At 50.6% G+C, this 25460-nt stretch carries 19 protein-coding genes; 4 read left to right on the top strand and 15 right to left on the bottom strand.

The genetic code is table 11. The features are described 5' to 3' along the window. Positions 1–32 precede the first annotated feature (32 nt). The 6 genes from HMPREF2756_RS07360 to dinB form a co-directional block, all read right to left on the bottom strand. Positions 33–1880 carry a peptidoglycan D,D-transpeptidase FtsI family protein gene (locus HMPREF2756_RS07360; protein ID WP_013398837.1) on the bottom strand — a complete coding sequence of 616 codons (1848 nt, stop codon included), beginning with the start codon at positions 1878–1880 and terminating at the stop codon, positions 33–35. A gap of 50 nt (positions 1881–1930) precedes the next feature. Further along, entirely contained in the window at positions 1931–2908 is a 978-nt protein-coding gene (locus tag HMPREF2756_RS07355) for a cell division protein FtsL (RefSeq protein ID WP_246825886.1), read from the bottom strand. A 78-nt stretch (positions 2909–2986) separates the two neighbouring features. Next, positions 2987–4066, bottom strand: coding sequence for a 16S rRNA (cytosine(1402)-N(4))-methyltransferase RsmH (gene rsmH, locus HMPREF2756_RS07350; RefSeq protein WP_256388187.1), 1080 nt, complete (start codon positions 4064–4066; stop codon positions 2987–2989). Between the two features lie 85 nt (positions 4067–4151). Continuing rightward, a complete protein-coding gene (gene mraZ / locus HMPREF2756_RS07345; RefSeq protein ID WP_070619873.1) occupies positions 4152–4583 on the bottom strand; it encodes a division/cell wall cluster transcriptional repressor MraZ in 432 nt (143 codons plus the stop codon). A gap of 246 nt (positions 4584–4829) precedes the next feature. After that, complete coding sequence (locus HMPREF2756_RS07340; RefSeq protein ID WP_048777759.1) at positions 4830–5249, bottom strand: DUF3040 domain-containing protein; 420 nt, start codon at positions 5247–5249, stop codon at positions 4830–4832. A 236-nt stretch (positions 5250–5485) separates the two neighbouring features. After that, positions 5486–6841, bottom strand: coding sequence for a DNA polymerase IV (dinB, locus tag HMPREF2756_RS07335; RefSeq protein WP_070619870.1), 1356 nt, complete (start codon positions 6839–6841; stop codon positions 5486–5488). Positions 6842–7009: 168 nt separating this feature from the next. Between dinB and HMPREF2756_RS07330 the strand changes: the two genes are divergently transcribed. Then, the gene (locus HMPREF2756_RS07330) at positions 7010–8152 is read left to right on the top strand and encodes a polyprenyl synthetase family protein (RefSeq protein WP_070619867.1); all 1143 of its coding nucleotides are present in this window, start codon (positions 7010–7012) and stop codon (positions 8150–8152) included. A gap of 108 nt (positions 8153–8260) precedes the next feature. On the opposite strand, the gene HMPREF2756_RS07325 is transcribed toward HMPREF2756_RS07330, so the two are convergent. Beyond that, positions 8261–8629, bottom strand: coding sequence for an Rv2175c family DNA-binding protein (locus HMPREF2756_RS07325; protein WP_013398832.1), 369 nt, complete (start codon positions 8627–8629; stop codon positions 8261–8263). Positions 8630–8826: 197 nt separating this feature from the next. Between HMPREF2756_RS07325 and HMPREF2756_RS07320 the strand changes: the two genes are divergently transcribed. Then, complete coding sequence (locus tag HMPREF2756_RS07320; RefSeq protein WP_070619864.1) at positions 8827–10491, top strand: serine/threonine protein kinase; 1665 nt, start codon at positions 8827–8829, stop codon at positions 10489–10491. 80 nt (positions 10492–10571) lie between these two features. Here HMPREF2756_RS07320 and HMPREF2756_RS07315 read toward each other — a convergent pair whose 3' ends face one another. Then, positions 10572–11933 (bottom strand): class II 3-deoxy-7-phosphoheptulonate synthase, encoded by a 1362-nt coding sequence (locus tag HMPREF2756_RS07315; RefSeq protein WP_013398830.1) that lies wholly within the window; start codon positions 11931–11933, stop codon positions 10572–10574. Positions 11934–12052: 119 nt separating this feature from the next. Continuing rightward, positions 12053–12802 (bottom strand): lysophospholipid acyltransferase family protein, encoded by a 750-nt coding sequence (locus tag HMPREF2756_RS07310; RefSeq protein ID WP_070619861.1) that lies wholly within the window; start codon positions 12800–12802, stop codon positions 12053–12055. A 348-nt stretch (positions 12803–13150) separates the two neighbouring features. On the opposite strand from HMPREF2756_RS07310, the gene HMPREF2756_RS07305 reads away from it, so the two are divergent. Beyond that, positions 13151–14014 (top strand): alpha/beta hydrolase, encoded by an 864-nt coding sequence (locus tag HMPREF2756_RS07305; RefSeq protein ID WP_037230812.1) that lies wholly within the window; start codon positions 13151–13153, stop codon positions 14012–14014. A 28-nt stretch (positions 14015–14042) separates the two neighbouring features. After that, entirely contained in the window at positions 14043–16142 is a 2100-nt protein-coding gene (locus HMPREF2756_RS07300; RefSeq protein ID WP_246825885.1) for an AMP-dependent synthetase/ligase, read from the top strand. Between the two features lie 82 nt (positions 16143–16224). Here the strand turns inward: HMPREF2756_RS07300 and HMPREF2756_RS07295 are convergent, their stop codons facing one another. The 6 genes from HMPREF2756_RS07295 to HMPREF2756_RS07270 all read right to left on the bottom strand — a co-directional run bounded on the left by HMPREF2756_RS07295 (position 16225) and on the right by HMPREF2756_RS07270 (position 25340). Then, positions 16225–17661 carry a mycothione reductase gene (locus tag HMPREF2756_RS07295; protein ID WP_070619858.1) on the bottom strand — a complete coding sequence of 479 codons (1437 nt, stop codon included), beginning with the start codon at positions 17659–17661 and terminating at the stop codon, positions 16225–16227. A gap of 100 nt (positions 17662–17761) precedes the next feature. Next, positions 17762–18574 carry a ParA family protein gene (locus HMPREF2756_RS07290; protein ID WP_070523413.1) on the bottom strand — a complete coding sequence of 271 codons (813 nt, stop codon included), beginning with the start codon at positions 18572–18574 and terminating at the stop codon, positions 17762–17764. Between the two features lie 189 nt (positions 18575–18763). Continuing rightward, entirely contained in the window at positions 18764–19351 is a 588-nt protein-coding gene (locus HMPREF2756_RS07285) for a MerR family transcriptional regulator (RefSeq protein ID WP_041322042.1), read from the bottom strand. Between the two features lie 588 nt (positions 19352–19939). Beyond that, positions 19940–20716, bottom strand: a complete 777-nt coding sequence (locus HMPREF2756_RS07280; protein WP_070619856.1) for a transcriptional regulator FtsR — start codon at positions 20714–20716, stop codon at positions 19940–19942. A 452-nt stretch (positions 20717–21168) separates the two neighbouring features. Beyond that, positions 21169–21555, bottom strand: coding sequence for a glycine cleavage system protein GcvH (gene gcvH / locus HMPREF2756_RS07275; protein ID WP_004004367.1), 387 nt, complete (start codon positions 21553–21555; stop codon positions 21169–21171). A 293-nt stretch (positions 21556–21848) separates the two neighbouring features. Further along, positions 21849–25340 (bottom strand): bifunctional proline dehydrogenase/L-glutamate gamma-semialdehyde dehydrogenase, encoded by a 3492-nt coding sequence (locus tag HMPREF2756_RS07270; protein ID WP_070619853.1) that lies wholly within the window; start codon positions 25338–25340, stop codon positions 21849–21851. Positions 25341–25460 lie beyond the last annotated feature (120 nt).

Genomic DNA, 25460 nt, shown 5'->3' with positions numbered 1-25460 from the left:
AAGTTCTACACGGTCGGGTGACCGCATGTGACTTACCCGTTAGATTTTCCATCCGCAAAAATAGGAATTTTTACTGGATCTGTGGTGGATTTAGGCACGTTATACGTGTGCAGTACTTTCTCCATAATCTGTGAGAACTGGCTTGTTGCTCCCACACTACGCACATCACCCTGAGGGCGCTGCAGAGTAACGCTTACGAGAAACTGCGGGTTGTCTATAGGCGCAAGACCTATAAAGGATGTGGTGTATCCGTCATATCCGCCTTTATCGCTGGGAGCTTCAGCTGTACCCGTCTTACCGCCGACCCGGTACCCTTCGACAGAGGCTGTTTTCGCATGGCTTTGAAGTACAACATTCTCCATTAGTTCTCGACATTGTTCAGCAGTTTTTTCGCTCACCATCCTGGTGCCGGGTTCCACATCGCGTTTATGCACCGTACCATCGGCATCAATCAAAGCGTCAACGATGCGCGGTTTAAGTTTCACACCGTTATTACCGAGTGCCTGAAAAATCATGGCGGTTTGTAGAGGGGTCTGGGCAATACCCTGCCCGAAGAAAACTGTGTATTCCTGACGACCGTCCCACTCATGCCAATCAGTTACTAGCCCCTGCTGTTCGCCAGTCAGCTCAATACCCGTATAATCCCCCATACCGTATTTTTTGAGCCAGTTATAGCGATCTTCCTTGGGGAGTTTCTGCCCGACAAGTACCGTTCCGGTATTCATTGAATCGGTAATAATACCTGAAAAAGTCCGGCGCTGTGCGGGGTGGTCAAAGGCGTCCGTGAATGTTTGCCCGTTGATCACCAAACGTTCCGGAACATCATACGCCGAGGTAGGGGTCGTAATGCCGCTTTCGATCAAAGCTGATGCAGTCAGAATCTTCTCAGTCGAGCCAGGCTCAACAACCTGGGAAATAGCACGTGGGCTTGTATCCTGCTCGTTCTTAACTTTCTCAGCGCCGGGATCCATCATCGTAGAATCGGCCATTGCCAAAATCGAGGCATCCCGCACATCCATAACGATAACGGTTCCCCATTCCGCTTTGAGCTCGTCCACACGCGCTTTGACAATCTGCTGCGCGAAATACTGGATATCCTGGTTAATGGTCAAACGTACGTTCTTCCCATTTTCTACATCGGTCGCCTCTTCTTTAGTAACAGGAATACGCACACCATCGGCACTAATTTCGTAGGTACGCTGACCGTCCACGCCCGCAAGATCTTTTTCAAAGACGCGCTCAATACCTACAGATAAATTCTTCTTGATCGTCTCGTTCTCGTTACCGGTTGCCTCATCAACAATACGGTAACGACCCACAACAGAGCCGCCCACGGGTCCGTTTGGGTACAGGCGCTCAGAGATGGCTTCCCCATAAAGGAACGGGGCTCCTAGAGCATCAATACGGCGAAATATCTCAGGGGTGACATTTGATTTCACGACGGCATATTTTGAGTCTCCGTCAAGCTTAGACTTGATAAACTCGTCGGTAACCGTAGGGTCAACGGTATGCAGAATGTCGGTTAGCTCATACACCAACTGTTCTGGAGTGATTTCACTCTTAGTATCGCGGTCATTATCGTAGCGCTTATACGAAGCAACAATAGTCTGATCCGCAATGATGTTGTACCGCTGCACGCTTCGAGCAAGTACCACTCCGTTAATATCGAGAATCTGACCTCGAACCGCTGGAACAGTCTGAGAGCGCATGCGTTTCTCACGCGATTTCTCGGCAGTATGCTGTGGATCAAACCCCTGTAGATAGAGAAGCCGTGCACCCACGGCCGCCAAGCCGCCAGTAGCCAAAGCACCCACTACAAACCCGCGACGCCCAAGCTGTTGAGGCTCGGGCGGCACGGGCGCATTCTCATGAAAGCTCAAAGGTGTCCTTTCAAACTCTTAAACAGTTCGTTCCAGTCCCCACCAATATACTATCGTTGAGATGCTGAAGGGTTAGTGGATGCCGAGGGTTTTGCAGACGCCGACGATGAAGCAGACGCACTCGAAGCCGGTTGCTGTTTATCCGCCGATGCAGACGGTGCTGCACTCGGCGTTGCAGATGTCGAAGCGCGACTCCCCTGACCGGGAACGGCGGGGGCATCCACGAGGTTGCGAGCGCCCGGGGCATCATCTTTAGGCTTCGCTACAGGGGTAGCCGTGCCGTTAATCTGCCCGCTGTTGATATCCAAAGTTGCCGGAATATTCGTCGCGTGCATGCCCAGCGAACTTGCACGATTCGCCAGGTTTTGAGGTGCCTGTTGGTACCCAATTTCTTGTTGCAGGGCTTGGTTCTCTTGGGTCAGTGTTTGCTCTTGGGTACGCAAGTCCACAAGGTCGTATTGACGGGTTGCGATCAAGATATTGAGCATCAAGATAAAGACCAAGGTCAACGGGATAGCAACAAATACACCCACCAACGCCACAGGACTCCAGCTTCGCGGACGTACCAGTGACAGGGCAAGCGGTACACGACGAGTCTCCCGAGCCTGGGCTTTTACTCGTGAACTCTTAGCCGCAATCGAACGAGCTGGGTATGCAGATTTCGCCGGGTATCCGATAGTACGCGGATGCTGAGCACCGCCAGTGCGCGGACCAGCGTATGCGGTTACATGTTCCGACAACCGGTTCTGTGCACGATGAGCAATTCGAACGTGCGTATTAGAAGTTACAGAAGTACGTGGAACCTGGATTTGAGAAACACGGCTTTTCACGTTTGACGCAGGTTTATTCCGCCCCGGTACACCCCGGCGCGTTGGGTGTTTCTGAGCAGGTTTATGCTCAGGAATAATACGCAAATTAGCGTTCCGAGTTCCCCTGCGCTGAGTGGCAGCGCGGGGCGTCTCCTCTACGCCGGTTACAGTCGGCGCTTCGGGAGTGGTAACGCTCGGAGAGTGTTGCGGAGGGGTCATATCCTGCTCTTTCAAGTCTGTATCTGTTGTTATACCAATTAGGTAGATGTGCCGGGAGAGTTAAGCTGTCTTAGAGATTCAGCTGGATACTTTGATTTTTTCTCCGGCACGCAGTTTAGCGCTTGCTGCACGCGGGTTTTCGGCGATTTCAGCCTCTGTAGGCGGCTCTGCACCGCGGGTGATAACTCTTATCGTCGGCTGATGTTCGTCGAGCTCCACGGGAAAGCCTTTAGGGGCCTTCGACGTAGCAGCCTCGGTCAAAGCACGTTTGACGATTTTGTCTTCAAGGCTGTGATAGCTCATAGCGACAAAACGACCGCCGAGTCTCAGAGCATCCAAAGCCGCAGGAACCGCCCGTTCAAGAGCTTCTAGCTCATGATTAACCTCGATACGCAAAGCCTGGAAAGTTCTCTTAGCCGGATGACCGCCCTTGCGCTGTGCTGCAGCGGGTACAGCCTTCTGAATGGCAGCTACCAGTTCCCCAGTGGTGGTGAAGGGTGTGTGTTTTCGCTGTTCCACAATATGCTGGGCAATACGGGCAGCGAATTTCTCCTCACCCCAGTTTTTGATGATGCGACGCAGCTGATTCTCGCTGTACTCATTGACAACGATGCGGGCAGTTAGCTCATCATCACCGTTCATGCGCATGTCCAAAGGTGCATCATAGGAATACGCGAACCCACGGGAACGCTCGTCCAGCTGCATCGAAGACACACCTAGATCCAGAAGAACGCCATCTACAGAGGTGGCTCCCGCCGCAGACATCGCATCTTCTATATGGTCATATACGGTGTGCACAGGCACGAAGCGATCTCCAAAACGCGCCAGACGTTCGGCAGCAATAGCATGTGCCTGTGCGTCACGGTCTATGCCGATAACCGTTAGGTTGGAGAACCTTTCAAGCATTGCTTCTGTATGACCCCCCATACCCAAAGTCCCGTCAATGACAACCGCATCCTGACGCGAAATAGCGGGCTCCAACAGCTCCAGGCAACGATCGAGCATAACCGGAACATGGCGTTCCTGTGCCTGTCGTTGTGAAAGCTGTCCCAAAAGCCCTTTCCGATATCCAGGGTCGCCAGATAAAGCATTGGGGGATGCCAAAACATCGTGCGTTGGGGCAACCACGCCGGTAAGTGAGTGAGACTCGGCGATCATAATGCTCCTTCCCATAGCTCTAGCGGTCGTTCACAGCGGATCACAGGTTACGTTTTGGGCAAAAAACTGTGTGGTGACATAGTCATTACAGAATCGGGGCGAAAGGGTCTTCGTCTAACGACGCAAATTCTGCTTCTGTCTGTGTCATATATTCTTCCCATGCTTTGGAGTCCCAGATTTCCGCACGGCTTCCTGAACCAATCACAGTCAGCTCTTGCGACAGACCTGCATACTCACGCAGCACAGGCGGGATCGTTACACGTCCCTGCTTATCAGGCACCTCATCAGAAGCTCCCGAAAGGAACATACGCATAAAGTCACGTGCTTGCCGCCCAGGAAGCGGAGAGCTTCGCATCGTTTCGTGGATACGCTCAAACTCGGCGACAGGAAACACGTATAGGCAGCGTTCCTGACCGCGTGTTAGCACGAGACCAGCTGATAGCTCATCGCGAAATTTCGCTGGCAAGATGATGCGCCCCTTGGTGTCCAGGCGGGGTGTATATGTTCCAAGAAACATGCGGCACCCCTTTCCTGACAAGCGGAATACCCGCGACTCCAATTAGGCATGTCTACCCCTGAAACTATCTTCCCCTCCACTTTACTCCATTTTGCTCCACTATTCCTACCTCATGAGGATTTTTCTCAGAAAGAACACAGCTTTTCCTTAGTTTTAAGCACCAAAAAGGGCGAGTGGTTTATCAAAAACCACTCGCCCTCTCGGACGTTTCTTTAAACTTATTAGTAAAATTTAAATCATCAAAAGTTAGTTTTCACCACGGTTACGATCGTCCCAACGCTCTTCGAGGCGAGACATGAACTTCGACTGCTTTGTAGATTTTTCAGAAGAACCCGCACCTTCCCGGCGAGCTTGGGTTGTTCCCTGCGCCTTGTCTCCTAAGAACGAATCCACCGGAGTCTTCTTACTCGTTGTCGCCAAATAAACACCACCGGCAGCAATAATAAATCCAATAATGCCCAGCCATATCATCTTTGAGGCAACGGCACCGATAATAATACCCAACCCAGCTAACACGCCCAAAATGCCGAGAGCCATGTGTCGGGCACTAAATACGGGAGCTGTATTACCCGTTGATGACATTGATGACGCAAAATGTGGGTCCTCAGCGCTCATCAGTTCTTCGAGCTGGTCGAGAACCTTCTGTTCACGCTCAGAAAGTGCCATTTCATTCTCCTTGAACGAACCGGTGACATGAGTGCTTATTCGTCTATCCTAAACCTATAACACTCCGTTGCTTTTATACTACCCCGCAATCCTTTTTTAAGATACCTACCGTTCGCTCGCGTGAAAATTTTCTTCTCTAACCAAATATGGTCTTGTTTACGCTCTTTATGGGAAGATTCACCTCAGGACAGATTTTTCTACCCCAGATTCTTCGATTCCCTCCACTTTTTACTCCCCTATACTCCAGAGCGCTCCCCTAAGAAGTTTTCTGTTTTTTCTGGGCTGCTCTTGTGAATATATGAAAGATCAGAAGCACTAGAAACGGCTGCATCAGTAAACTTCTGACGAATACTATCGAGAGCATGTTCCACTGCGCTCCAGTCAGGAGCACTGCGGATTCCATTCCAAGCACCGACCCTGAACCTATCATCACCCACAGTATCTTCAAGATGTTTAGAACCTGCCTCTAAATCTAACAGTATTGCATCGTCGAAGAGTGGATACTGCACTCCGAGCTCACTACGTTCAAGTTTTTCGGCGCGAACACCAATGAGGCGAATAGCGCGTGTCGCATACTCCTGAGACTGCTCAGCAGAAAAGGCCAAAAGCCCCATCCCGCGCAGTGCAGCATGAGATGCCCGATAAATTTCCATACCTGAATCGCAAGAAACCGACAACGGCACAGATTTCGTATGAGTCTCAAATCCTTCATACCGAATTTTGAGGCTGAGAGAACCTGCCAGCTTACGTGCACGGCGCAAACGTATACCCACTTTAAACGAAAGCGAGCGCAAAGCATCCGTAATCTCATACCCCGCCGTAGTATCAGTCCCGAATGTGTGCTCAGCGCCTATACTTTTCTCTTCACGATAGGGCACAACATCACGGCTATCGAGCCCACGAGATGTAGCCCAAAGGTGTTCTCCAGCAGCTCGTCCGAACCGTGCACGCAGCCAGCTTATGTCGAGTTCGCGTAAACCAGCAATTGTTGTAATACCGTATTTACCGAGGGCTGCAGTACTTTTAGACCCTACACCCCAGAGTTTTGAGACAGGAAGTGGATCTAAAAACTCACGGACTTTTGCGGGAGGAACCACCCATAGCCCATTAGGTTTACTACCGGTCGAAGCCATCTTGGCAATAAGTTTATTGACGGAAATGCCTGCCGAGCTTGGTAGATGAAGCTCCTCCGCAATTCGTGAACGCACACGCTGAGCGATATCTACAGGACTCGTTCCATGGATAACTGCACCCGTGAGATCCACAAAAGCTTCGTCCACGCTTACCTGTTCTACCAACGGGCTTTCTGCACGCAAAATATCCATAACAGCCTGCGAATAATACCTATAGTTACCGCGAAGAGGCATGACCACAGCAGCAGGACATAGAGAAAGAGCTCGTGAAAGGGGCATGCCAGAACGAACTCCATATATGCGAGCCTCATACGAGGAAGAACACACTACGGCGCGAGGCCCCTGTGGAGCAACGATGATAGGTACACCCTGTAATTCGGGGCTCTCCAGAAGCTCCACATTAACGAAAAAAGCGTCCATATCAAGATGCATAACAACGCGCCCCTGTTGTTGGTTCATACCCCTCCTTCCCAATTCACAATATAATAGCATATATATTCTATAATTAGTACTTGTATTCTACATCATAGAAACCTCAGACCTCAGGAAGGTTATAATATTCGCAAATATCAACCGGTGCTTTACTCTAGAGGAGTATTCGCGCGCACTCCCCTAAGGAACACAAACATGACAGAACAGCCGAAACCTGAAAATCTCAGCGACGGCGTTAAGTCTGAGCAAGAAGCTTACCTACGCGCAGTCGAAGCTACTATGTCAGAATTTTTCGCACAACAACGCACCCTGCTGACCGCTATATCTCACGATGCGCTGCCCCTTCTTGAAGCTATCGAGTCGCTCTCTTCCGGGGGGAAACGTCTCCGGGCTCTTCTGAGCTATTGGGGATGGCGAGGTGCTGGAGGAGACTCCATACTCGAAAGGTCGGCTCCTACCCCTATTATTCGAGCAGGGGCTGCCCTTGAGCTCTTTCAATCAGCGGCTCTTATTCACGACGATATTATCGATCGCTCTGATACACGCCGCGGAAAGCCCTCAGTACATAAAAAGTTTGAAACGCAGCACATCCAGAACTCATGGGTGGGCGATACTTTCAACTACGGACTAACCGGTGGAATCATTGCGGGTGATCTGTGCCTTTCGTGGTCGGAACAGATGTTCTCATCCATCGGAGAAGGTGCTTTATCCGGCACCGAAGCGCGAAATATCTTCGATACTATGCGTACCGAAGTTATGGCTGGCCAATACCTTGATGTGCTTTCCGAAGTTATTCCAGCAGAGACTCCTGAGAACGCCCTCGCTCGTGCTCACCGTGTTATTCAATACAAATCCGCAAAGTACTCCTGTGAGCACCCACTCGCCTTAGGAGGGGCTTTAGCACTCACCGCAATCGCGCATCAAGACCACCCGATTCTTGGGAAATATCGTGCTTTCGGACTTCCGCTGGGAGAAGGATTTCAGCTTCGTGATGATGAACTTGGTGTCTTTGGAGAACCTAGCGCCACAGGCAAACCCGCCGGAGATGATATTCGTGAGGGAAAACGCACCGTTCTCATAGCGCTAACAACACAAAATATCTCTGCTGAAGACCGCAGGATGCTTGAAGGCGCCTTAGGGAACCCGGAACTCACGAACCAGCAAATCTCTAAAATCCGAGAGCTTATGATAGGCTCTGGGGCTCTAGAGCATGTCGAAGAGCTTATCGCTCAGAAGTCAGAAGCTGTAGATACTGCTCTTCATGCGCTGCCGGTATCCGAGCCGATACGCTGCGCGCTCAGCGCGATAGCGGCTAAGGCGCTGCACCGTAAAGCTTAGAGAGAATGGTGATGCGGCGCATCCAAGCTGTTAGATGCGCCGCATAACTATATATTTTTCGGGTACCGTTGGAACTCGATCTTGATAAAAACTCTTCTTAGTTTTGTTCTACCAGGCAAGCGCCTGTGCGCGACGGCGGATCTCTGTCTTGCGTCCGTCTTTCAAAGCATCAATAGGGCGCCCAGGAAGAGAGTCATCATCCGTGTATAGCCAGACGATTGCTTCTTCATCGCTGAACCCTGAGTCTTTGAGTACGACTAGAGTTCCCTTTAAAGATTCCAAGACGCGGTTCCCGTTCAAAAAGAGTGCGGGGACTTTACGCACGTTGGTTTCGGGATCGCGCAAGGCTATCAAAGACCCGTCAGAAAGAAGATTATGTATGCGAGTGATCTTCAGATCGAGGATCTCAGAGATCTCTGGAATAGTGACCCACTCGCCTACAAGGGCAAAGGTCTGAGCAATATTTTCGTTAGTCACCCTTTAAGAGTGCCAGAGAGCCTAATCAATTACCACTTATTCCGTACCGCAAGCTGGTGTGTTGCAAGTAGCGTGCTCATCTAGCCTACGACTAAATCACAGGTATGCACCTTTCCTGAAAATCTGCTGAGGGTTAGGTTCCGACATGACGAATAGGGTCGCATCATTCAAATGCATCGCCTAAAATTTTTATCACTATGAGTCATACTCCACAGCCTAATTCCGGTTCCTCTGTGCCCGGTCCTGCTCCCCAGACGAATCATAAGCAGCCGCTGCGGTTAACCGGTCAAGTGCTCGAAAAGCACTACCTCATGGGACGAATGATAGCCCGCGGAGGCATGAGTGAAGTCTATTACGCTTCTGACTTGTGGTCGAATAATCCCGTAGCTATTAAAGTGCTTACGCCCGAACTTGCCGAACAAGCGGAGAACAGGCAAAAATTCCATCGTGAGGAAAGCTCTCTGCGTAAAATTGGCGGGGGTCACACAGTAGGTGTGTTGTCTTCAGGTACCGAGTATCTTCAGGGGCAGCGCATTATGTATATCGCTTTGGAGTACGTTTATGGGTGTACGCTCAGCCAGCTCCTTCGCTCTCGCCAAGCGCTGTCTATGGGGGAAGGTCTTGAAATTTTGCTTCCCGTTGTTGAGGGGCTTTCAGAGGTGCATGCGCATCGGTATGTTCACCTCGATATGAAGCCGGGGAATATTCTTTTAGATACTCAGCGGCGCATTAAGTTAGCAGATTTTGGTCTTACGCGCCGCAATGACCAATATGACTCTGGGGTTCTTATGGGTACCCCCGCCTATGTGGCGCCTGAAATCTTAGACCCGCAAGGACGTGTTGGTGCTCCAGCGGATATTTTTGCGCTGGGCGTTATGATGTACCGTATTTTCTCCGGTCGTTTACCATTTACCGGTTTACACAACGATCAACAGGTTCTCTACCACAACGCCAATATTGAGATGCTTCCAATTACGGAAGTAGCTCCGGGAATCGACCCCGATATAGCGGGGATTATCAGGTGGTGCACACGTAAACAAGCGGATGCACGCCCCGAGGACGCCACGGAACTTTTCACTGCTTTATCCGAGATAGCCCAGCGGATGAATCCTAAAGATCGTGCATGGCGTTCCCCGCATCTTGAACCTCCAGAGCTTGCACTTTGGGATGAGGTGGGTGATATTGCTGAGCGCAGCGGCATGGCGCAAATGGTGCGTGATACTCCTATTAGCGCGTACGGCAGCGCGGTAGATTTGATTCTCGACGTAGATGCAGAGAATTCGGTAATTGACGATTTTGGTGTCCCTCTCTCCCCTGCTGTCCATGAACAAGGGCATATAGGTATTGGCCCAGAACCACATGGTCCCGACGAGAGCCTAATATCTCCCCCATCTTCAACCCCTAGTGCACCAGCGAATCTCCATAACGCGCTACGACCAGAGCCATCGCCAGTACCACGATCAGAATCACCTTCCACTCAGCACGTTCCTCAGCAAGAAAAGTCTATGTCCAAAGAGCAGCTGGACAATGAATCGTTCTCTGCTTATGCAGATCCGCAACGAATATATGATCGCCGGAATTCAAGTGTTCCTGTTCAAGCAAACCAAGAGCAAAATTCCTCTCTAGACTCTAAACAAAGCTGGGATTCTCAAACGCAGGAGCGCGAACGTCGGCACATTCTTGATCCTCGATTCCCTACCGAGTCTCTTGCCGAGCCACCTTCAGCTACAGCGTGGAGTCTCGCCGCATTAGTGGTGGTCGTTCTCTTTATGGCGGCTGGTTTTACGGGCTGGATGCTCGCCACATCAGTGCTGCAGGCCGCCTGGTGGCAAGATTTTTCCAGGCTTTTCGGCGGATTATAGAGTAATCCCATATGCTGAAGGTCGCATAGAACTCTACAGAGTTCTATGCGACCTTCAGCATAAAGCTAAAACTAGATTGCTTATCGGTTCCTGAGATACTCGGATACCAAGAACGCGATTTCAAGCGACTGCGAGTGATTCAGCCGGGGATCGCAAAGAGATTCATAACGATCAGCCAGGGCTTCTTCATCAATAGCGTCTGAGCCACCTAGGCATTCAGTAACGTCATCCCCGGTCATCTCAACGTGAATACCGCCAGGAAATGAGCCGAGAGCATCATGTACCTCGAAGAAACCGCGAACTTCATCGAGTACATCGTCAAAACGGCGGGTCTTATAGCCGGAAGGAACGGAAATTGTGTTACCGTGCATAGGATCGGTTACCCAGATAACCTGTGCACCAGCAGCTTGTACCCCTGCGACGATAGGAGGCAGCTTCTCTCGAATATTCTTAGCCCCCATACGGGTAATAAAAGTGAGGCGACCGGGTTCACGATTCGGGTCAAGTTTATCGATAAGGGCCAGTGCATCTTCGGCGGTGGTTGTGGGACCGAGTTTTACGCCGATGGGGTTACGCACCTTAGAGAGGAAATCCACGTGCGCATCATCAATCCCACGAGTTCGCTCACCAATCCACAAGAAATGGGCTGAGGTGTCATAGGGCAAGTCGGTTCGTGAATCGATGCGGGTGAGGGACCTTTCATAGTCAAGGACTAATGCCTCGTGTCCCACATACATATCGGTAGTTTTGAGCGCATCAAAATCAACTCCACAGGCTTCCATGAATTTGAGGGCGCGACCGATTTCATCAGCTGTTTGTTCGTATCGCTCATGCGCTGGGTTTGAAGTAAACCCGCGGTTCCATTGATGTACTGCGCGTAGATCTGCAAAGCCACCTTTTGTAAAAGCACGCACAAGGTTAAGGGTGGCGGAACTGGTGTGGTAGCCGCGCAGCATACGTTTAGGATCATGCTCACGAGCTTCAGGCGTGAACTCAAAACCGTTGACGGTTTCGCCCCGAAAGGAAGGCAAAGTAACATCGCCGCGTGTTTCCGTATCCGAGGAACGTGGCTTTGAGAACTGGCCAGCCATACGACCCATCTTCACCACAGGCATCGAAGCGCCGTAGGTAAGAACCGCCGCCATCTGGAGAAGAGTTTTGATGCGCCCAGAGATTTTGTAGGCTGTGGCACCTTCAAAAGTTTCGGCACAGTCACCGCCCTGTAGCAAGAACGCACGTCCTTCGGCTACCTCCGCCAGCTGTTCGCGCATAGAATCTACCTCACCAGCAAAAACTAGCGGGGGCAGAGAGCTCAGCTCGGCAACAGTTGCGTCAAAATCAGCGTGATTTGCCCATGTAGGCTGCTGATCTATGTGCAGATTCCGCCAGGTATCCAACCCGTAATCTGCGCCAAGCTGATGGTTATGGTTCGCGTTGCTCATGGGTGTGTACTCCAGAATTTCTGTATGGTTCAGCACGCTGACGCGGCGTTACAAGGATAAAGATTATTGTACCTTCCTAAAATGCCGTATCTGAGCATATGGCGCAGTCTTAGATAAGTTTATGGGCACTCTGCACATAGACGGTTTACAGCCTGTTCGGCGGTTAAACTGTCGGATGCCATGAGTTTTTTCACCGCATCCGCGTACACATCAACATATTCTTGCCCGCTAAGCTCACGAATAGCTACACCTACACGATCCGCAATCTCACGCTGTACGGAGAAAAGATGCGCTTCGTGACTTCTGCTGGAGAAATCTAGCGGCTTTCCAAAAATTGTACGGATCGTTATCTTTTGTCCGCGATTGCGCAGGTGCGGCCTATTTGTTCCCAGCGGCTGCACCAGGTCCGTACCAATCTGCCCTACTGGTACGACGAAAACTCCAGATTCAAGGGCTAATCTTGCTACTCCAACTTTGGGACGGTAGCCACGCCCGTCAGGACTGCGGGTGCCTTCGGGATAGATCCCCAGTATGCCGCCTGATTCTAGCACCCGAAGGCCTCTGGCAAGAGATTCTTGACTTTTGACCCCACCGGAACGATCCATCGGAAGCTGGCCCATGCTTGTAAAAAATTTAGCCATAGCGCGACCTTTGACACCGGATGTTGTGAAGTAATCACTTTTCGCCAAGAAATTAATAGGGCGATCGAGTGCAAGAGGTATAAAAACTGAATCGCAAAATGCTAGGTGGTTACTTGCAATAATGACCGGTCCCTGGGGTATGTTCTCAAGCCCGATAATTTCATGCCGATAGAGACTATGCAGAATGGGCGTACTAAGAAATTTGAGGGTGCTGTAGGCGAGGGTCATAACTCTTCCGTCATAAAACAATAAATGTGGGATAGGCACGCGTACCCGTATATGACGGATGTGGTTAGCGAGCACATATCACAAGAGGACGGCAACAATGCGAAACCTCTACGTGATTAGATTGTAACGGGTTTAGCAGTACCGTGCCTAAATCCCCTCTTTCCCGACACCGAGGTGACTTTTGTCTGATAGTTATCTGTGAATATTATCGTTTTCGCGCTCTTAGCGTAGCTCAGACGGTGTTATCCCAGTTATCCCAGAGCTGTAGGTAATAATTGACCACGAACCTATTTCAACTCTTGAACGGTTCCAAGTCTCAAAGTGAGAGTGTACTGTTGAAAGGATGCCATGAGTATTTTCGAGAATGCAGGTGAACCGTTTCGCCGCATCCGCCGTCAGGCGCATCAGCGTCGTGAGCTTGCCATCCAGCCCTCGACAATGCGTGTGCAAAACTCTTTAGAGTCGGAGTTCAACCACGATCCTATTTCCCATCCGGCTGACCATGAACTCTATGAGGGTGATGTTGGCCTTCTCATCATTCATGGCTTCACAGGATCCCCGCACAGTATGCGACCTATAGCAGATCACTTTATTAAGCTCGGCTACCCTGTTGAGATGCCTCGTCTTGCTGGGCATGGCACACACTGGCGAGATATGGTGGCGACCGAGTATAAAGAGTGGGTTGATGGTGTCGAAGAAGGATATTGGAAACTCCTCAATGCAGGCTATCGAGTTATCATAATCGGTATTTCTATGGGCGGGTGCATTGCTACCAATTTAGCGGCTCGGCATGATGTTCTAGGCATGGTGCTCATTAACCCCTATTTTGTGGATGTAAACCCCATGATGAAAGTGGCACACCGAGTTGCCCCTATATTTCCTTCGCTCAAATCTGTAGGATCTGACATTGCCCGTCCTGGAGTTGATGAAGGTGCATATCCGCGAACTCCTACCGTTTCTGTACGGCAGCTTCACCTTTTGGGCCGAGAGACTCGTGAGCTGATACCCTTGCTACGAGCTCCGGTGCTTTACCTGCGTTCCCTTCATGATCATGTTGTTTCAGATAGTTCGCACCGCTATTTTCTGGAACACTGCTCAGCACCGGTAAACTTTAAATGGTTGACTCACAGTTACCATGTGCCGACTCTAGACTACGACGCGGAACTTGTCTTATCCGTGATACAAGATTTTGTCGTTGACTGTGAAGCATAATCCAAGCTACAGCGTTGAAAGGCCTTGTATGCAAATTGTCTCCGTACCCGCAGAAGCTATGGTAGATCCAGCGTTGAATCTCACCAGTATTGTGGAACGCCATGCCTCCGACACCTCAAATCCCGTGCTGTATCGGTGGCAGATGTCGCCTGGCAATTGGCAGGACATTCACGCACATCAGTTCCATGACATGGTGGTTTCCGTAGCCAAGGGACTCATTGCGCATGGCGTTAAACCTGGTGATCGCATAGGTATTATGAGCCGCACCCGCTTTGAGTGGGCTTTAATAGATTTTGCTATCTGGTATGCCGGTGCCATATCGGTACCTATCTACGAGACGAACGCACCCGCACAAGTTGCCTGGGCCTTATCGCATTCTGAGGCACAAGCAATTTTTGTGGAGAACGATAATCTGGTTCAGATTACTGATAAAGCGCATAAATTTCAGCCTCTCAATATTAAAAATCGTTGGGTTATTGAAAATGGAGATCTGGATACACTCATCACGGCAGGTCTAGATGTCTCCGATGCCGAACTTGAAGCGGCCCGCACGCATGCCCATGCCGATTCGCTTGCAACCATCGTCTACACGTCTGGAACAACAGGTAAGCCTAAAGGATGTGCGCTCACGCACGGAAACTTTCTTAATTTGAGTCTTAATACGCGCATCGCAGAGCCGGAGATCGCTAATCCGCGTAGTTCTTCTCTTATTTTCTTACCTTTAGCGCATGTTCTGGCAAGGTTTATTCAGGTTCTTGCTTTGGATTCCGGGGTTGTTGTTGGACACTCCCCTACCATCAAGAATCTTGCGGCTGATCTGGATAGTTTTAAGCCCACCATGTTGCTGGTGGTACCGCGTGTCTTTGAAAAGATTTATGAGGGAGCATTGGCTAAGGCGGCTCATGGCGGAACCATAAACGAAAATCTTTTTAAGCGAGCGGTTAAGGTTGCCATCGCTTGGTCTGAGGCTAAAGTTTCTGGACGACTCCCCCTCAAGTTGGCGGCACAATACGCACTCTACGATAAGCTAGTTTACACAAAATTGCGTGCCGCTATGGGCGGTAAATTACGTTACGCAGTCTGCGGAGGCGGGCCTCTCTCTCCACGGTTGAATCATTTCTACCATGCGGTAGGAGTCCGAGTGGTTGAGGGTTATGGTCTCACGGAAACATGTGCGCCAATTGCTGCCGGGCGCATCAGCAATTTTCAGATCGGGGCTATTGGTCCGCTCCTGCCAGGTTCTCAAGGCCGTCTTGCCGAAGATGGCGAGCTTGAACTGCGTGGAATCGGCGTGATGAAGGAATACTACAAAAATCCCGCTGAAAATGCCCAGTCTTTCACTGACGATGGATGGTTCAAGAGCGGTGACCTAGCCCGTTTCGATGATCAAGGGCTCCTCAAAATTGTGGGGCGCAAAAAAGAAATCATCGTGACGGCCGGGGGCAAGAATGTTATTCCCGGCACTGCGGAGAACCATCTACGAACTTCTCCCTTAGTATCTCAGGCTATGCTCGTGGGAGACCAGAAACCCTTTATTGCGGCTTTAGTTACTCTCGATCCCGATACTCTCCCCGATCAGCTTGAACATTTGGGGCTTCCGCGTTCCCTTTCCATACCGGAGGCCGCCGTGCATCCTGCCGTGCGTGCCGCGATCCAGCGCATTATTGACGAGGCTAATCAACTGGTATCTCGCGCAGAAGCTATTCGCGAATTCCGCATTATGGGTAAGGATTTGACGGAGGCGAACGGCTATTTAACACCTTCTCAAAAGCTCAAACGGGCTAAGATTCTGCAGGATTTTTCTGCTTATGTGGATGACATCTATAGCCGTGTTTCGGAAAGCGCTAATAATAAACTCGAACGTCTGCAAAGCTACGCCGAGCAAGCTTCTGATAGGCTCCAAGAGTTCAAAACAGAGAAGACAGAAAAACTTCATGATCTAAAGGTCGAAGCGACTGAACGCCTTGAAGAGTTTAAAGGACAGGCGGCAGAAAAGTTATCTCAGCATCAGCCAGTCCGAGCCACACCTTCAGATGAAGAGCGTACATACCCTGATGGTAAAGAGCACGTGCGCGGAGATTTAGAAAACGACAAAAAAGCTCCACGAATCTCTTCGGAAGAATCGTAGCTCTTGAACGCGAAAAGAGGCTAAAAGCTGTGGGGGCTCTCAACAAGATTGGTGAGAGCCTCCACAGCTTTATATATGAAAACTAGTTATCTACATCTAGCCCGAGAAGAGCATTTTCTATAACTTCAGTCAAAGCAGGGTGAATCCAATACTGACCACGAGCCATGTCTTTCACACCCAATCCGAAGCTCATGGCTTGAATAAGCGGCTGAATCAGTACTGAGGCTTCTTCCCCTACAAGGTGGGCGCCTAAGAGCTGTCCCGTGTCTTTGCGGGCAATAAGTTTCGCCAGTCCCACGGAATCTTCCATAGCCCATCCATAAGCGGTATCGCCGTAGTTCTGGCTCTTCACCGTAACTTCGAAGCCCTCACGCTCCCCCAGCTTCCGGGCGTTCTCTTCCGAGAGCCCTACAGTTGCTATCTGCGGATTACTGAAAACCGCAGCAGGAACAAAACGATGATCGCTGGCAACGAAGCTATCGGGATGGCTAAGGTTATGTTGAACGGTCCGTGCCTCATGGTTTGCCACATGCTTGAGTTGGAACGACGAGGAGACATCACCTAGCGCGAATACTCCAGGTACGGGAGAACCGTTATACAGTACGCGCTGGTATTTATCAGTTCCAATAAACCCGCGGCTATCGACGTCAAAGAAACTGGATGCTTTAAGAGTATCGCTATTGGAACGACGACCAGTTGCGGCAAGTACGGCATCCGCAACAATCTCCTCTACCTCACCATCGTGTTCAACTACGACGGTAACGGTTCCATCGCCGTTCTCGCGTATCTCAACAAGGGAGCGCTCTAGGAGAATATTCCACTGGTGAGAGGCAGCTTCTATGAACCGGTCTACAACTTCTTTATCTACCTCACGGAGAATACGGTTAGAACGAACAACCTGATAAACCTGTGCCCCCAAAGCAGAGAATACATGCGAAAACTCGGCGGCGACAACCCCGCCGCCAAGCACCACAAGACGTTGAGGGAACTCTTCCAAACGCATAATCGTGTCGTTTGTATGAACCTGTGGTAAGTCAATACCGGGAACCGCAGGAAGAACCGCCCGCGAACCCGCAGCAATTACAACCTGGCGACCATAAAGTTTCTGCCCGGACTCTGTCTGCACTGTGTGAGCATCAACAAAATGAGCGTATTCGGGGTAGTAATCCACATTAGGTAGACCAGCGCGCCAGTCACGCCCACCAGCAGAAATCTTATCGATGCGCTGAGGGAAAATACGATCGCGTATCTGTGCCCAGTTAATTGCAGTAATTTCAGCCTCAATACCCAACTTATTGAGCTCACGTGCTTTCTGCGCAGTAGTTGCCGGGTACACAAACATTTTCGTAGGGATACACCCAACGTTCAGGCATGTTCCGCCGAAAGTACCGCCGTCTATAAGCGCTACTTTTTTGTTATCCCATTCCGGTCCTATCAGGGTGTTCCCCGATCCCGAGCCGATGACGATAAGGTCGTACTGTGCTACGCCATCAATAATTTCGAGCTCTTTGATACTCATAGTCCCTCACCTGCAATAAAGATTACTGAGTCTTAATACGTACGTTACAACGCTATACCCCGGGTTTTATTCCGGGGCACAGGACATCCATCTCTAGGCTCTACAGTGCTGCCATGAGTCCGGCAAGCAGACGTGTAAATCGTATGGAGGGCTCCACAGCTTCTTCGTCGGGCCAGAAGTGAATCGGATGTGCTGCCCCAAGAGCACGCTGAATAACAGCTTCTTCGTTGAACGTAGGCTCAGCAACAAGCTGCCCAAAGAGTGCCTTCAACTCTTCGTACCGATAGCTGTGCTCAGGGTCGTCGGCACGTAATTTATTCACGACAACGGCAGCAGCCTCAACAGAACTATTCTCGTCCTTCTGGAACCTAACAATCGCACGGAGGGTACGCTCAGTACCCGCCACGGAGAAAAGTGAAGGCTCCGCAATCGAAAGCACTCGCTGACTTGCGCCCCATCCAGTTGCTGTAAGGGTCCCTAAAAACGGTGGGCAGTCGATGAGGACTAGGTCGTATGTGCTCCCAGTATTTTCGATAAGGTTCTGCAACCGTTCAATGAAGGGCGCGGGCTCTTTCGTATCGAGAAGAGCCGAACGCGCCGAACCACGAGCTACATGAATTTCGCCGCCCTCTATAGGATTGCTCGTGAGCAGCGTAGGTGTACCCACCAGGTTATTCCAAGCTGACGGGCTCACAAGGCGGGTGAGCGCATCGGTGTCATGGGTAAGCAGGATAGAAGCAATGTCCGGGCACCCACCTTCTGCGGCAAGTCCGGTACTAGCATCCCCGTGGGGATCGAGATCTATGACAAGGGTTTTGAGCCCACCGTGCAACGCTGCTGATGCAAGACCTAACACAATGGAGGTCTTACCCACGCCACCTTTGAGGCTACTAACACTGACAATTCTAGGCATGGCGCTCCGAAGTTATAAGTTCAACAATTGAACGAGTGCACTCTTATTTTATCGAAATTACTTGCGTTCGATAACTCTCGATCGCAATTTTTCCCAATAATCTTTACACTCGTGTATATCACGCATATGTGGTACCACAGCGTATGTCTTTAAGACCACTCTACTAGAGTATTGAGGTTTTAGTGCACGTCAGGCTTTACGGGCGCGGCGTGCGGCAAGTTCATCTTCCGCGTCCGATACCGTCTGCATCTCTTCACCAGGTTGCCCATTCAGATTCGCTTCGATCTCACGCCAGACTCGCCCAATAGCAATTCCGAAGACACCTTGGCCAGCCTGTACGAGATCAATAACTTCGCTCGGCGACGTACACTCATAAACGGTGGTTCCATCGCTCATCAGGGTGATTCCTGCAAGGTCCTCGATCCCCCGAGTATGAAGATGGTCAATAGAGGTACGAATCTGTTGTAAAGATACTCCGGTATCGAGAAGGCGCTTAACGATCTTGAGAACCAATACATCGCGGAAACTATAGAGCCGTTGAGTCCCAGACCCTGAGGCGGAGCGCACAGTAGGCACCACAAGCTCCGTACGAGCCCAGTAGTCAAGCTGCCGATAGCTAATCCCGGCAGCTTTCCTGGCAACAGATCCGCGGTACCCTAGGTTCTCGTCGACGATTGATACAGGATCTTTAAAAAGAACCCCCTGTTCACCACGCGGAGGTGGTGCCATCGGAAGAAGAACTTCAAACCCTTCTAACTGCTCGGCTGTACCATGCATATCATGGTAAGCTTCAGAAGAACGAGATCCAGTTTTTGAGGTATTCCCTGGTGTGGTCTTGTCACCGACGCTATATCGCGCCATTGGCAATACCTCCTTCTTATCCGATGTCCGTAGCCGAACGGGTTACTTCTGTTTGTTATCCTACCTTGTTACCCGTTCAAATGCACGGAAATACCGGGCACTAAGCTCCAGCAGTTTTTACACGTTTAGAGAGCAAATACATTACGGGATAAAAAGGGGAACCGCGCCTTCTGAAAGCTACGGCAGCCTTTATAGTTTAACCTATCTCTCCCTTTAGCATAAAACTTGCACATCTTCAGGGTGGGAGTTGAGCTTTAGTAGATTATTCTCCGCCCATACAACGTCTAAGCGCGCCTAGAATGCGGTCATGGAAACATGTAAACCCTACTCATATTGAGCACCATATCTGCAACAAACCTTAAAAAATGGATGCGCAAAAGCGATCAAACTTTCACGCATCCAACACTGAGATTGAGTGATATTTTTCTTGGCAGGACTAGCCCCTGCTTCGTAGACAGACGCAGAAGCCAGCGTAAGTTTCTAACTACATGCGTACAGAAAGCCCTAGTTATACGTCGGCATTGCAGACTCTACAAGGGTTGCATGCAACTGCAGACAAAGTTTGCGAATCTTATCGGCTCGCTCTTGAGCCTGCGTCTGAGAAGCTGCGTCACGGCGCGAAGCTAAAGGAGCTACCGCGATCTCAACAAGAGAGATTTCACGGTCTGCTGCAGATTTGAAAGCTCTCAGATGACGGGGCTGAATGCCATGTCCCATAAGTTCAGCGCTAGCTCGGGCAATAAGCACATCATATTCAGTGTATTTCGCATTTGCCTCGTCATCCAGAAGGCCGAAGTCAATAAGCTCACGAATAAGCTCAACAGGCGCACCTGAGTACTCTGCGAGTTCACGAATACTGTATGTACGCCCTTCCGCAACGTTAGTGGATCCCAAAACCTGGTCCAACATCTCGTCCGAAACGGGTGCAGGTACAGAGTTAATGGCGCGACCCGCCTCAAGATCGTCAAGATGCTGACGAATAACCTTGAGCGGCATGTAGTAGTCGCGTTGCATCGTCAAGATATACCGCAGGCGCTCGATGTCGGTTTGTGAGTACTTTCGATACCCAGTATCGGTACGTTTGGGGTGGACCAAACCACGCTCCTCCAAAAAACGAATCTTAGAGGCGCTGATTCCCGGAAAATCAAGATCCAGTTGACTTAAAACCTGTCCTATAGTGCGGCTCTTAATATCTCGGGGGTCACGACTATCTTTGCCACGTTCAGCGCTCTCTACTAGAGCCTCTGCCCGAGCGAGATTGTCATCAATGCGGGAGTTCATAGTATTCCTTTGAGAAATTGTGCTCATCAAAGTTACGCCGATGCGCAGACCGCCTCGGCGTGCTGCATAGTACCTAATCGGCTTCTTCGCAGACGGCGTTACTTGTTCTTTTGTATTGTGAGTGAGTGAGGTTCAGATAATTTATCACAAAATGATAAACACTGAACCTTTGAGTCAATCTTATAGTGTTCCGTCTCAGAATTCCATTAGAAAACCGCCGAATAACGGCATTTTCAATGCCGAAAGATTACAAAACTTTAACCATCAAGTAGTAAAACAATACCAATTTATTCAAAAACCCTTATTTTTCCACGCGATATATAAGTATAGGTATTGATAAATTTTTAGAATTATTTGTATTTATTTTTCGTCACATTTTACAAAATCATCCGGTGATTACCGCCAAAAAGACGGTAATCACCGGATATATATCTACGCCTAGGTACCGGTAATTAGTCCAACTCAGCCTGATAGGCCTCCGCTGAAAGAAGCTTTGCCACATCATCAGCATTTTCAGGACGAAGTTCGATAAGCCAGCCCTCACCGTAAGGATCGGAGTTCACCTGTGCGGGGTCATCAGCCAGCGCCTCGTTGACGGCGACAACCTCACCAGCAACTGGTGACAGAAGATCGGATACGGACTTAGTGGACTCAATCTCGCCAAAGCTACCCTCAGCATCGAGGGAGTCACCGACAGAGGGCAGGTCTACATAAACCACGTCACCCAGCGCATCCTGCGCATGATCGGTAATACCGACGCGAACAGTACCTTCAGCCGAAAGGGGGGAAACCCACTCATGATCAGATGTGTACAGAAGTTCTGCGGGAACGTTGCTCATAGCAGCGATTTCCTTTCAGTGTGTTCTTGCTACGCACGGTTCTGTGCGAACCTCTCACGGTGTGGGATACGAGAGGCAATACACAAATTATCTCATAGATACGTAATGTTGAGCACGTTTTTTCCGAATCGTGTCATGGGTTCTTAGAAGCAATTTCTATAAGGTTGAAAACGTACCTCATTAAAACTTCACACTTTGAAAACCAGACAGAATATAGTGAGATGCCTCGCCTCTACATATAGCAGAGACGAGGCATCTCATTCTATTTAGCCCAACTCAGGCTAGAACCTCACTTATCGAGAGGAGATAACACTCTCTGAGAAGGGGTTCGGGTTACCGAAGCGGTGTGCGGTAATCGAAACGGCCTGTTCACGCAGAAAGGGGAGCATCTCGATACGACCAGCCTCGGTCACGGGGTGGAAGTACACAGCAACGTCAGGACGACCACCCAGCGCCGTGTACACAGACTTGACGTCATCACCGATGTAACGGATACGAGTACCTTCAAGCGGAGTACCAGCCAGAGCGCGAACCGGAGTCTTAGCGTTAGAAGCCAAGTATGTGCGCCATGCTTCATCGGACTCCACCAGGTACTTAATGCCTTTGTTTTCAAGAATACCGCGTACAGCGACCGGCAGATCCTTGCCCACAGACAGAGCCATCGGCGCACCCGCAGCCAAGCCGGCAAGAACCACACGAACAGCATCTGCCACAGAGGCGGATTCGTCAGCACGTACCAGAACCTGAGTGGGAACATAACGCAGAATGTTACGCTCAACGCCAAGCTTCGAGGGATCGTAGCCGTAACCAAACTCGCTCTCCCAAGCTTCAGCATCCGAGGACGCCGAACGGGTCAGGAAGGCGAAATCTTCTGCGGTGCACAAATCGGCATTATCTGCTGTTGCCAGAACTTCACGTACAGCAACTGACTGAGGAACAGCGGTTGCGGTAGCCTTGGCGCGCTCCCAATCGGACAATGCAATAAGGTAGCTGGGACCGCCTGCCTTGGTACCAGAACCAACAGTGGACTTCTTCCATCCGCCAAAGGGCTGACGACGGACGATAGCACCGGTAATACCACGGTTCACATAGACGTTACCTGCCTGCACCTTGGAGAGCCAGAGCTCAAGCTCCTCTGCATCCAGCGAATGCAGACCAGCGGTGAGGCCGTAATCCGGTGCGTTCTGAAGCTCAATAGCTTCTTCCAAAGTATCCGCGGTCATGATGCCCAGGATCGGACCAAAATACTCGGTCATATGGTACTCAGATCCAGGCTTAACACCTTCACGAACACCAGGGCTCCATAGGCGACCGGTATCGTCAAGTTCCTTAGGCTGAATGAGCCAGCGCTCCCCCGGCCCTAGAGTAGTCAAACCACGCAGAAGCTTCTCTTCAGGCTTCTGTGCAACGGGCCCCATCTGAGCTTCAATATCCTGCGGATGTGCCACGTGCAGAGAGTTGACGGAGTCAAGAAGCTGACGACGGAAACGCTCGGACTGTGCGGCAGCGCCTACCAAAATGACAGTAGAGCCTGCGGAGCACTTCTGACCTGCGTGTCCAAATGCCGAGTATACAACATCCTTGACAGCAAGATCGATGTCAGCGTTGGGGGTCACGATGATAGAGTTTTTACCGGAGGTCTCACCAAATAGCGGAAGATCATCGCGCCAGGAGCGGAAGAGCTCTGCCGTCTCGTAACCACCGGTGAGGATCAGACGATCAACCTCGGGGTGAGAGATCAAAACCTTGCCAGCCTCACGGTCAACAACCTTGACGAGCTTCAGAACGTCCTTGGGAACACCTGCTTTCCACATGATCTCAGCAATCAGAGCACCAGTACGTGCGGTAATAGTTGCAGGCTTGAAGATAACAGCCGAACCTGCAGCCAGACCGGCAAGAACACCACCGGCGGGAATAGCCGTCGGGAAGTTCCACGGCGGAACAACCACAGTCAAATCAACCGACTGTACCTGAGCACCGTCAATCTTTTCCAAGTCTTCAGCAAGCATTGCGTAGTAGTAGGCAAAGTCGATAGCTTCAGAAACCTCGGTATCACCCTGATCCAGAGTTTTACCAGCCTCAGCAGCCATAACTTCCAGAAGCTCGGCACGGTGCAGGGCGATTTCCTTACCAACGTTACGCAGTACGGCAGCACGCTCAGCGCCGGAGAGACGACCCCAAACCTTACCCGATGCTTCAGCATCAGCAACAAGCTGTTCAGTCTCAGCGGCAGAAGTTAGCTCGTTTTCCTTCAAAGTAGCAATACCGATTTGAGTGGTCTTGGAACGCTCAAGGATTGCTCGGCCCCACTCACGGTTGCCAGACAGCGATGGGTCGGTATCGGGTGTGTTCTCAAAACGACCTGCGGGCACGAAGACGTTATCTGCATTCTCAGTCTGACGGTTTTGATGGCGTTTGCCTTCCGGAACCTCATCAGTGACCGAGTTCAGTGAGCGCATAAAGCGGTCTTCTTCGCGCTTGAAGATTTCTTCGTCAGTTGCGAGATCAAAAATACCCGACATGAAGTTTTCGGAAGATGCGTTCTCTTCTAGGCGACGAATCAGGTATGCAATAGCAACGTCGAATTCCTTGGGGTTCACCACGGGCACATACAGAAGCAGGTGTCCCACACGACGGCGAATGATTTCTGCCTGCTGCTCGGCCATGCCGATCAGCATCTCGAACTCCACGCGATCCTTAACGCCGCGGTCTTCAGCCAAAAGCAACGCAAACGCAACGTCAAAGAGGTTGTGCCCGGCAACGCCTAGGCGGATGTTCTTCGCATGCTCGGGACGCAGTGCGTAATCGAGGATGCGCTTGTAGTTGGTGTCTGCAGCCTGCTTGGTGTCCCAGGTGGTAACAGGCCAACCATGCATAACACCTTCCACGATTTCCATGGAGAGGTTGGCGCCTTTAACCAGACGAACCTTAATGGAAGAACCGCCGTTAGCAACGCGCTCCGCTGCCCATGTCTGCAACCGCTGCATTGCGGCGAGAGTATCGGGCAGGTATGCCTGAAGCACGATGCCTGCTTCAAGATCCTTCAGATGAGGCTGATCCAGGATCTTGGTAAAGACCTCAATAGTCATATCGAGATCTTTGTACTCTTCCATGTCCAGGTTAATGAACTTCTTGGGGGAAGAGGATGCGGCCAGCTCATACAGCGGAGTCAAACGTCGAACTGCTTCTTCGACAACTTCGTCAAATGCCCAGTGCTGATGAGGGCCAGAGACAGCAGATACCTTAATAGAAACATAATCAACGTCGTCACGAGCGAGCAGACGCTTAGTCTCAGAGAGACGATGCTCGGCTTCATTATCACCCAGCACTGCCTCACCCAGCAGGTTAACGTTCAAACGGTTACCACTCTTGGTAAGTTCTGCGATGGCATCTCCCAGTTTCTCTTCGGAAGCATCGACGATCAGGTGACCCACCATTTCGCGCAATACTCGACGCGCCACAGGAACGGTAGGCCACGACACCTTACCTGCCAGCTTGCCGCCGAAGCCAACGGCGGACTTCATGTACCACGGCAAGAAGGAAGGAGCTAGACCAGAAATACGAGATAGGTTACGACCCGAAACGTTGTCGTCCTCAGGGCGAATGACGCCATCGACAAATCCAACGGTAAAGGGCAGACCCTTTGGGTCTTTCAAAACACCAGCCAGTTGCTTGGCAGCATAAGTTGGCTTAATGGACTGAGACTCAGTCACCCATTGACGAACGAGTGCACGAGCGTCCTGAGCCAATTTCTGGTAATGCTCAGATGCGAAAGGATGCGTCATCCTTGACTCCTAACTAACTACGGTGTGCTATAAGCACACGAAGCGTATTGATGTCTCTATTTCACCACAAAAGGGTATTGAATACCTCATTAGAAAAACTGAATGTTTTTGCCAATAATA

Source organism: Rothia sp. HMSC067H10 (assembly GCF_001810635.1).
Classification (GTDB): Bacteria; Actinomycetota; Actinomycetes; order Actinomycetales; family Micrococcaceae; genus Rothia; species Rothia dentocariosa.
This window is presented reverse-complemented; position numbering and strand designations above follow the sequence as displayed.